This is a genomic window from Dietzia sp. DQ11-38-2 (assembly GCF_014145055.1).
GTDB lineage: Bacteria > Actinomycetota > Actinomycetes > Mycobacteriales > Mycobacteriaceae > Dietzia.
The window spans coordinates 1-9400 of sequence record NZ_JAALDW010000051.1 but is presented as its reverse complement, the minus strand read 5'-3'; the positions used below and the strand labels follow the sequence as shown (position 1 = coordinate 9400).

Annotated in this window: 10 protein-coding genes; 6 read left to right on the top strand and 4 right to left on the bottom strand. The window is 63.0% G+C overall.

The window, feature by feature from the left end:
* Positions 1-314: 314 nt before the first annotated feature.
* Positions 315-533, bottom strand: coding sequence for a hypothetical protein (locus G6026_RS02315; protein ID WP_126851384.1), 219 nt, complete (start codon positions 531-533; stop codon positions 315-317).
* A 782-nt stretch (positions 534-1315) separates the two neighbouring features.
* Between G6026_RS02315 and G6026_RS02310 the strand changes: the two genes are divergently transcribed.
* Positions 1316-2101: an AAA family ATPase gene (locus G6026_RS02310; RefSeq protein WP_231861306.1), complete on the top strand. Its 786-nt coding sequence runs from the start codon at positions 1316-1318 to the stop codon at positions 2099-2101.
* Positions 2102-2244: 143 nt separating this feature from the next.
* A complete protein-coding gene (locus G6026_RS02305; protein WP_182612142.1) occupies positions 2245-2850 on the top strand; it encodes a recombinase family protein in 606 nt (201 codons plus the stop codon).
* A 690-nt stretch (positions 2851-3540) separates the two neighbouring features.
* On the opposite strand, the gene G6026_RS02300 is transcribed toward G6026_RS02305, so the two are convergent.
* Positions 3541-4803, bottom strand: a complete 1263-nt coding sequence (locus G6026_RS02300) for an MFS transporter (protein ID WP_182612141.1) — start codon at positions 4801-4803, stop codon at positions 3541-3543.
* A 37-nt stretch (positions 4804-4840) separates the two neighbouring features.
* Positions 4841-5206, bottom strand: coding sequence for a metalloregulator ArsR/SmtB family transcription factor (locus G6026_RS02295; RefSeq protein ID WP_182612140.1), 366 nt, complete (start codon positions 5204-5206; stop codon positions 4841-4843).
* A 244-nt stretch (positions 5207-5450) separates the two neighbouring features.
* Here G6026_RS02295 and G6026_RS02290 point away from each other — a divergent pair, with 244 nt between their 5' ends.
* From G6026_RS02290 to G6026_RS02275, 4 genes are all read left to right on the top strand, one after another.
* Complete coding sequence (locus tag G6026_RS02290) at positions 5451-6053, top strand: recombinase family protein (protein ID WP_182612139.1); 603 nt, start codon at positions 5451-5453, stop codon at positions 6051-6053.
* 32 nt (positions 6054-6085) lie between these two features.
* Positions 6086-7510 carry a Mu transposase C-terminal domain-containing protein gene (locus G6026_RS02285; protein ID WP_182612143.1) on the top strand — a complete coding sequence of 475 codons (1425 nt, stop codon included), beginning with the start codon at positions 6086-6088 and terminating at the stop codon, positions 7508-7510.
* Positions 7510-8322 carry an AAA family ATPase gene (locus G6026_RS02280; protein ID WP_182612138.1) on the top strand — a complete coding sequence of 271 codons (813 nt, stop codon included), beginning with the start codon at positions 7510-7512 and terminating at the stop codon, positions 8320-8322. Before G6026_RS02285 ends, G6026_RS02280 begins: the two co-directional genes overlap by 1 nt.
* Positions 8323-8724: 402 nt before the next feature.
* Positions 8725-9168 (top strand): hypothetical protein, encoded by a 444-nt coding sequence (locus G6026_RS02275; RefSeq protein ID WP_063935700.1) that lies wholly within the window; start codon positions 8725-8727, stop codon positions 9166-9168.
* Here the strand turns inward: G6026_RS02275 and G6026_RS17860 are convergent.
* On the bottom strand, positions 9111-9377 hold the full coding sequence (locus G6026_RS17860) for an HIT domain-containing protein (protein WP_347238050.1): 267 nt from the start codon (positions 9375-9377) through the stop codon (positions 9111-9113). The genes G6026_RS02275 and G6026_RS17860 overlap by 58 nt on opposite strands.
* Between the last annotated feature and the right edge of the window lie 23 nt (positions 9378-9400).

Here is a 9400-nt window from a genome sequence, read left to right as displayed (position 1 = left end):
CACTTCTAGGGGCTTGACCGCCAAGGTTCGTCTCGCAATGGCGTCCATGGGTCAGCCCGAAACCAACGTCGCAGCGCTATGCGAAGAACTGGGCATAACGCGTCAGACTCTGTACCGACACGTATCACCCACAGGAGAGTTGAGACCAGACGGAAGAAGGCTCCTGAAGAAGGCGTGATCCCAACTCAAGCGCCACCTGTCAGCGCGACGCTCGCGTCGTCGCACGGGCAGGTCCCGGGGAGCTCTCTCCCCTACTCGCGAGGCAGAACTGCACTCCGGCCCACCAGCGTGAGCAGCGAGACTGCAATCTTCAGCTAGCCTTCATCGCCATTTAGTCGTGAGACCACGACATTGGCGTCGACATCCTCAGGAACAGCCATCTGTAGGGACTCTCCCTGAAGACTGCCCTGCACCCTGACTGCGGAGAGAATGTCGCCGTCGCTCTTCGTCACCAGGCGCGCGCTTTCGCCAGCTTCGGACGCTTCTGTCGAGAGCTTCTGCACGACTTCAGCTCCATCGCTATCAAGCGTCACGTCAATCATCCTGGGCCCTGACGACGCTGCAGAGTCAACACCCACTCGCTCGAAATCTGCCGGATTGATCAGAATGTTCTCGCCTTGGAACAAGACACACTGCGAGCTCGAATCGTCTGCACAGGTCTCCGAGACGGCCATCTCCAATACGGCCGCCGACTCGCCAGAGGCATTCTCAGAGGCCGCTGGTGCCCCTTCGTCGGCGGTACTTCCGCCGTCCGTGCAAGCCGCTAGGGCCAGTAACAGGGGCGCGACAGCAGCAAGTTTCCACATAGAAGTGGACCCTACCTAACGCCGCTTCCCGTCGCGGCAGCATTGTTGGCTCTGTTAACAGCCACAAGCAGATCCACCCCAGACCAGCCTTAACCTGTCAATCCGAATCATGCCCGCCACTCGACCGTTGGCTGCATCGCATCGCCGTGAAGACGGCTTCTGAAATCGAGGCTGTCGCCTTCTGAAAACGACACTGCAGGCGGCGCGCAACACGCAACGCCGCGCCCTGAAACAGCAGCTCCGCGAGCTCACCACTCACGCTGGCTCACTACCTGAAGACACCCGCCACAGCCCCGAAGCTGCGCCGGCAACGGAGAGCGCCCCCGACCGCGCAGCGCCACCCCCGGCCCGACACGGACTGAGAACCTATGCCAACGACTGAGCCAGACAACAGCAAACCCATCTCCGTCCTCTTCGAACCAGGCGACGACGGGCGCCGGTTCCTCAGCGGCCACTTCGACGAATTCAGAGAAGCACCACCGCCCCACGCACACACGCGGCCAGCGTTCGTGACCACGCGGGAGCACCGCCGGTTCAAAGAGTTCGCAGACACCGTCCGCTCCCACCGCTACATCGGCCTCTGCTACGGACCCCCCGGGATCGGCAAGACGCTCTCCGCCCGCCACTACGCCGGCACCGACGAATGGGAACAATGGCACCCACTTTCCCGCAGCGGCGGTGCCCTGCCGCCCGTGCCCGAAGCGGTCCAGCAAAGCAGAACGGCCTTCTTCACACCTACCGTCGCCGCGACCATCAAGCAGATCGACCAAGGCCTGCCTCGAGCCTGCCAACACATCTCCTGGGCCATCGACTATGCCCAGCACGGCCACGTCGACCCCTACGTTCACGCCGAATCCCAGCACAGCGGGAACACCGAACTGCTCATCATCGATGAAGCTGACCGGCTCAAAACCGCCGGACTCGAACAAGTCCGCGACTTCTACGACCGCCACCGAATGGGCGTCATCCTCATCGGTATGCCCGGCATCGAGAAACGCCTCGCCCGCTACCCCCAGCTCTACAGCCGCATCGGGTTCGCCCACGAATACCGGCCCCTCCGCAGCGACGAACTTACCGCCGTCGTCGCACAGCGCCTCCCGGACCCCAACCCCGATGACTCCGGTCTCGCGCACACGGCAGCTCTGGCCGCGATCGTCCGAGCGACCAACGGAAACTTCCGGCTGGCCGACCGGCTCGTCACCCAGGTCAACCGCATCCTCACCATCAACAAGCACACCCACCTCACCCCCGAAGCCGTCGACGCCGCCCAGGAAGCCCTGCTCATCGGACGCTAAACGGCGCCGAAACCACGACACCTACCGCCGCGATTCACACCTTTCCTCGAGGAACGGACTCTACAGATTGTCTCGTTAAGTCGTCTTGGCGAGAACTGTCGCATCTGACGCCTCGGCAGGGGTTTGTGGGGCACAATCGGGTCATGAGGCACTTGGGGTACACCCGCGTCAGTACCGCCAGTCAGGATGCGCAACTGCAACTGGACGCGCTCGTGAATGCTGGGGTGCAGAAGCGGGATGTGTTCTCCGATGTCACCTCAGGCAGCCGGACCGCGATCGAACGCCCGGGCATGAAGCGATTGCTCGACTACGTCGAGCCCGGCGACACCGTCGTGGTCTGGCGCATCGACCGCCTCGGGCGCTCCCTGCTCGACGTCCTCAACACAGTGAACCTCCTCCGCGCCAAGGCCGTGAAGATCAAATCCCTCTCAGACGGCATCGACCCAGAGACCACCACAGGCCGGCTGATGCTGGGCATGCTCGCCACCCTGGCCGAATACGAACGCGAACTCATCACCGAGCGAGTCAACGCCGGCATCGCCGCCGCCAAACAGAACGGCACAAAGTTTGGCCGGCCCCCGGTCGATCCCGCAGTGATCTCCGAGAAACTCGAGATCGCCCAAGACGCCCGAAAGAAGGGCCGAACCGCCGCCGAAGCCGCCAGCTTGGTCGGATGGTCTCGAGCCACGCTGTACCGCCACCAACAAGCTCAGTGTGAGCGCCACTCTGAAGGCGTTGCGCCGGCGTGACGGCAGGACGCGACTCATTACTACGACTCTGGCCGAGGAGTTTCGAATATCGAGCACCCGGACCACCCGCGGCCGCAGCCCATCGAACTCGTTGACACCTCATCGTTCGTTCGCTGGACGAGCAGATGCGTGTCACCTACGAGCCGATTCCCCGTGGGCTGCCCGACGAAGATTTCCACAAGCCTTATCGACTGTCTGACGTTGATGCTTAGATTTCACTCAGAACACAGTCGACCAAAGAGAGGCGCCATGTCCCGCATTCGAAAGCTCATCGCCACTGCAGGCATGTTCATGCTCGGTTCCATCGCGATCCCGGTCGCTCATGCTCAGCCACTCCCCGGCGGATCTGTAGAGTTGCCGGCCGTCGAACCTATGCCGGTGGCGGTCCCGCCCGGTTCTGTCGCCCAGCAACTACCGCCTCTACCCTTCCCGTTTTTCTGGGTGGACCACCTGTTTTCGCCCCCTGCCGCTCCGACATACGTCGCCTCGAACTGGGTTGTACCCTTCAGCGGGTGCCCGGCTGCGAACCAGAGGGCTTTCGCGCAGGACGGAACACAGCTCTGGTGCACTTATCTCGATCTGACCGACGCACGGGTATGGGCTCCATACACCTCGAATGTCCCCTGGACACCTGACTTCAGACACAAACCCCTGACACGAGTGACCAATTCGCTCGGCGGACTGTGACTCTCAGCTTCGATTGGCGGGATTGCGCAGCTTTGTTTGGCGGGGCTTCGTGCCTCTCTTTGGTTCGGCATCATCTCGCCAGGCCAGTAGTGCCGCCCCGGCGCCGATCACTCCGATTGCGACGAGTACGAATCCGGTCGCTTGGAGGCCGATTGCGGTGCCGAGGGTGCCGGCCAGTGGGTAGGTGATGAGGAAGCAGGCGTGGGAGAGGGAGAACTGCGCGGCGAACACTGCCGGCCGGTTCTGCTCGGTGCTATTTCTGCGCAGTAGCCGCGCCGAGGGTGTGAGGATGGTCGAGGTTGCGGCGCCGAGCAGTACCCACATCGTGAGCAAGGTATTCCACTGGGCAGTGCCGCCTGCCCATCCGATCACGATGGCCGTGGCGAGCAAGATGATGGGCAGCGCGGCTCCGCCGGCGAGCATGACTTTCCGGTCGGCAAGTTGGTTCAGTAGTGCGGGCATGCCCAGGGCGACCACCATTGATCCGGCTCCGTATGCGGCGAGCATGAGGGCGACATCCGACTGCGTCCTGCCGAGCTGGCCTTGCACGAGAACCACCGTGTTGACGATGACCATGGCGGTTGTCGTGGCTACGACGAGGTTGAGTCCCATCAGGCCGCGCAGTTCGGGGCTAGCGAAGAATGTCCGTGTCCCCCGGGAAAGTCGGTCAAGGAACCGTGCAGGAGGAGGGGGCTGTGTGTGGGGGAACCGAGAGGCGATGACGAGTGTGGCAGAGCCGAGAAACCCGATGACGGTTCCGATGAAGAGGTTGTTGAAGCTGATTGCCGTCAGCAGGGCCGCGGCGAGCATCGGGCTTACGAGCGATTCCAGATCGTAGGCCAAGCGTGAGAGCGACAAGGCCCGGGTGTACTCGCGCTCGTCTGGCAGCACAGAGGGGATCACGGCTTGGAAGGTCGGTGTGAACGTCGCCGAGGCTGATTGGAGCAGAAAGATCAGCACGTAGATCTGCCACGCTTCGGTGACGAGCGGCAGCGATACCGCGACGCCGGCACGGATTAGGTCGGCACAGATGAGCACGGGCTTTTGGGGTAGGCGAGCGACGAGCGCGGTGGTCACGGGCGAGACAGCCACGTAGGCGATCATCTTGATAGTCATCGCCACCCCCATCACGACGCCGGCATCGCCGCCGGCGATATCGAACGCGAGCAGGCCGAGAGCGACGGTAAGTAGACCGGTCCCGAGTAGCGCGACTACCTGTGCGGCGAACAGCTTGGCGTACGTGGGATTGCGCAGCACCTGGAGCATGAGCGGGTGGGCCTATCTATCGGGGGCCGTCGGCGCACTACTTGATGGGCGCGTGGTGGTGCGGGGGCAGTTGACCGTTCGCGACGGCGTGCTCGGCCTGCTTGACTGCCTCAACGACCAGCGCCACCGCGTGCTCGTCCGTGAGCCGGTAGAGCACACTCGTCCCCTCCTGGCGGGTCGTGACCATCCTCGCCATCCGCAGGCGAGCCAGATGCTGCGACACACCCGATGAGGTCTTCCCGGTAAGTGCCGCCAGGGCATTGACCGGCAACTCGTCATGCTTACGCAAAGCAAGCACAATCCTGACTCGAGTGGGGTCCGAAAGCAGGCTGAAGATCTCCGCGGCGAGGTCCACATACTCGGACTCGGGATCAAGCCCACATAAGTTACTATCTGCGTTCATGCGCACACAGTAACAAAGTTGAGCGGGGTCGTCCCGGTACACACCGCGCAATTGCGCCTCGCCGGGCTCGTCAACTCGCCACTCCCGATGGTGCCGAAACGATCGTTTTTGCTACAAGTGCGTTCGATTTCGCTGAGTTTGTATACGCCGAGGTGGGCGGAAGCCTGGTCTGTAGCGGAACCCAGTCCCGGAATCTGTGTTTCTGATCTACCCACCAGCGACGGGTATTGCTACATTTATCGGTATGGGCCACGCTTTCGGGTACGCGCGGGTGTCGACTGGCGATCAAGACGCACGACTGCAGCACGATGCTCTCGCCGCTGCCGGCTGCTACAAGGTCTTTACCGACACCGCCTCCGGGGCATTGGCCTCGCGCCCGGAGTTGGGAAAGCTCCTCGATCAACTTCGCCCGGGCGACACGCTCGTTGTCTGGCGACTGGATCGGCTGGGCCGATCAATCCGGCATCTGATCGATCAGCTGACCGAGTTGCAGGAGCGCGGAATCGAGTTCCGATCCCTGCAGGAAAACATTGACACCGGGTCCTCGGGCGGGCGGCTGGTGTTTCACATCTTCGCCTCGCTGGCGGAGTTCGAACGAGACCTCATCTCCGAGCGCACCCACGCCGGCCTTGAAGCCGCCCGAGCCCGTGGCCGTAGAGGTGGGCGTCCACCGCTGTTGTCTGGGGACAAACTGCGCACCGCCCGCAAGCTCTACGAGCAACAAGACATGACCGTCGCCCAGATCGGCGAGGTCCTGGGGGTCAGCCGCACCACCGTCTACCGGGCGCTGCAACGCGGGGCCGACAAGCCCCCCGCTCGGCGCCGACAGAAGTCGACGACGGCGTAGCCATGAGCGGGGGCGAGGAACCTCAAGGTTCGATCGGCGCCCCCACTGGCGCGAAGACTGCCGCGGCCCGATGGCAGGTCCTACGCCCACACGTGGAGAGCGGGGTCCCGCTGACCCAGTTGGCCGCAGCCGAAAAAGTCGGGGAACGCACTCTGCAACGCTGGCTAGCCGCCTATAGAAAGGGCGGGATCGCCGCACTGGCTCCGGCAACGCCAACCAAGCGTGGGCGGCGCACCCACCCAGACCTTGTGGCCTACATCGAAGGCCTGGCGCTGAGTACGCCTCGGCCGACCACCGCGTCAATCATTCGCAAAGCCGCCACGACCGCCACCCGCCGTGGATGGCCGATGGTCTCCGCGACCACCGTGCGGGCCATCGTGACCGGTCTGGATCCCGGGATGGTGACCTTGGCTCACCAGGGTGCGGCCGCCTACCGGGACACCTACGAGCTGGTGTGGCGACACCGAGCCGAGCGGGCCAATGCCACCTGGCAGGCCGACCACACCGAACTCGACATCCTCATCAACGACGCCAACGGGCGGCCCGCCCGGCCCTGGTTGACCGTCATCCTCGACGACTACTCCCGGGCAGTGTGCGGCTACATGGTCTTCCTCGGCGCACCGTCTGCGATGAACACCGCACTGGCGCTGCGGCACGCAATCTGCCCGAAGAGCGATCCGAACTGGCCGATGTGCGGCCTGCCCGATGTGCTCTACGTCGATCACGGAACCGACTTCACCAGCCACCATCTCGCCCAAACCGCCAAGGACCTGCATTTTCAGATCATCTACTCGACCATCGCCCGACCACAGGGCCGCGGCAAGATCGAGCGGATCTTCGGCACGATTAACACCGAACTCCTTGCCGAGCTGCCGGGCTATCTCACCCGCGGTCAGCGGCACCCCGAGCCGGTACTGACGCTGCCCGAACTCGACACCGCCATCGGCGAGTTCATCAGTGCCAAGTATCACCGCCGCACCCACCCGGAGACTGGCGACAGCCCCTACCGGACCTGGATCGGCGACGGGTGGCTTCCCCGCCTGCCCGAGACCGTCGATGATCTCAACCTGCTGCTGCTGACCGTGGCCAAAACGCGCATCGTCCACCGCGACGGAGTGCGCTTCCAGGGCCTGCGGTACGTCTCACCGCTGCTGGCCGCCTACGTCAAAGAACAGGTCGTGATCCGGTACGACCCCCGCGACATCTCCGAAATCCACGTCTTCCACAAGAACCAGTACATCTGTAAGGCCGTGGACCCCGATCACGCATCGGCCACAGTCAGCCTCAAAGACATTCAACACGCACGCGCAGCCCGCCGACGCGAGCTACGCGGCCAGATCACCGAACGCATTGCCGTCGTCGCCAGCCACGAAGACCCCTCGTTTCCGGCCCCGCCGGCACCGACCCCACCAGCCCGGAGGAAGACGAAGCTTCGCACCTACCTGGAGGATGACTGATGTCTCCGCAACGGTTCATCGCCACCAAACAGCACCGGAGATTCGTCGAGTTCGCCGACGCCGTACGCCGGCAACGCACCATTGGCATCTGCTACGGCCAAGCCGGGATCGGTAAAACACTGTCTGCCAGACGGTATGCGAACTGGCACAAAGCCGAGCGACTCCTCGAGGAATGGGGACCACGCGATGACTCCGATTTCCCGATCTATGCCGCGCTGGCCAGGAAACGGACAGTCTTCTACACCCCCGCGGTCCTGAGCACTCCGCGTCAGGTCAGAGACGATCTCACCGGCCTGACGGTCCAGGTATCTGCGTGCATCGACGAGCATCTGATCAACACCGGCGAGCTGCAGACACGACCCAGGAACCTGCGCAAGTACGTCGAGCTGATCATCATCGACGAGTCCGACCGCCTCAATGCCACCGCCCTGGAAATGGTGCGAGACCACTACGACCGCGACAACGTCGCCGTCATCCTCATCGGCATGCCCGGGATCGAGAAGAGATTCAGCCGCTACCCGCAGCTCTACAGCCGCGTCGGATTCGCACACGAATACCGGCCACTAAGCAAAGACGAACTGCGATTCGTGCTCGAACGTCGCTGGCCCAAATACGGGCACCCCCTCGACCCCGACGACTTCACCGACGCTCAAGCCCTCGCCGCGATCGCACGGATCACCCGCGGCAACTTCCGCCTCGTCGACAGACTGTTCACGCAGATGGAGCGCATCATGCAGATCAACGAGCTCAACACCATCACCGACGACGTCGTCGAAGCCGCCCGATCCACCCTCGTCATCGGCATCACCTGACACCGCCAAACGAACCTGCGAAATCCCGCCAAACGAAGTTGAGAGTCACACTCCTCGCCACCATCACCCGAAGGGTTCAGCAACGTCCCGATCCGATCAGCCATCGAAAAGTCCCTTTCGCCCGGTCTGCGTATCAATACACCCAAGACCCGACGGGATGGCGTTTCATAAGTATCGAACTCGACCCTGTGACACAGCAGCGACCGTTGGAGGCGTTCCATCCCGCACGGGTGTACCCCATAAAGACATCTCACAAGGACCGGCATGGGATGGCGTTAAAGCTTGCGGGGTAAGAGCTCCCTCCCATTCCGAGCGTTTAGATGGACTAAGCGTGATCAGTGAAGACAGGCGCGGTGTGCCATGCCGGAGCGGGGGGCGTGCCGCCGTGCGAGTATCGGGCTCGTGGACCTGACAGACCAGAAGAGCAGCCCGTCTTCTCCAGAACCGCTGACCGAGGATCAGCGCAAGCATCTGGACTTCATACAGGCAGTCGTTGCTCGGTTGTCCTCATCGTCAGCGACAATCAAGGGTTGGACGCTCACTGTGGCCACCTTCGTCTTCGGCTTCGCAGCCACCCAAGGCTTCCCAGTACTGGCCGGCTTGGGCTTGGTGATCGTCACCGTTTTCGGCTTGCTCGACTCGTACTACCTCCGTGAGGAAAGGTTGTTCCGGTACCTCTACGACGACGCACGCCGCGGCGAAATCGAGGTCTACTCGATGAACAAGAACCTCTACGCGGCCAGGTGCACGAAACGGAGTGTGATCTGGTCGTGGTCCGTATGCGGCTTCTACGGGCCGCTTCTGCTACTCGGCTTGGGGATGTTGGTGTGGGCCACCGTGGCGTGACCAGAGGTTCTAAACTCGCGCCTCAGTGCCTCCCAGGCTTCGTCCTGAGCAAACTCTGAGTACCGTGTCTCCGGGGGCCAGATTCGTCCTACCGCGTCATCCTCCCACCTGGGCACGACGTGCACGTGAAGGTGCATCACGGTCTGCGTGGCGACGGCTCCGTTGCTCTGGATTACGTTGAGCCCGTCCGGCCTTACTGCCCGTTTGATCGGGTCAAGCCCCTAGAAGTGGT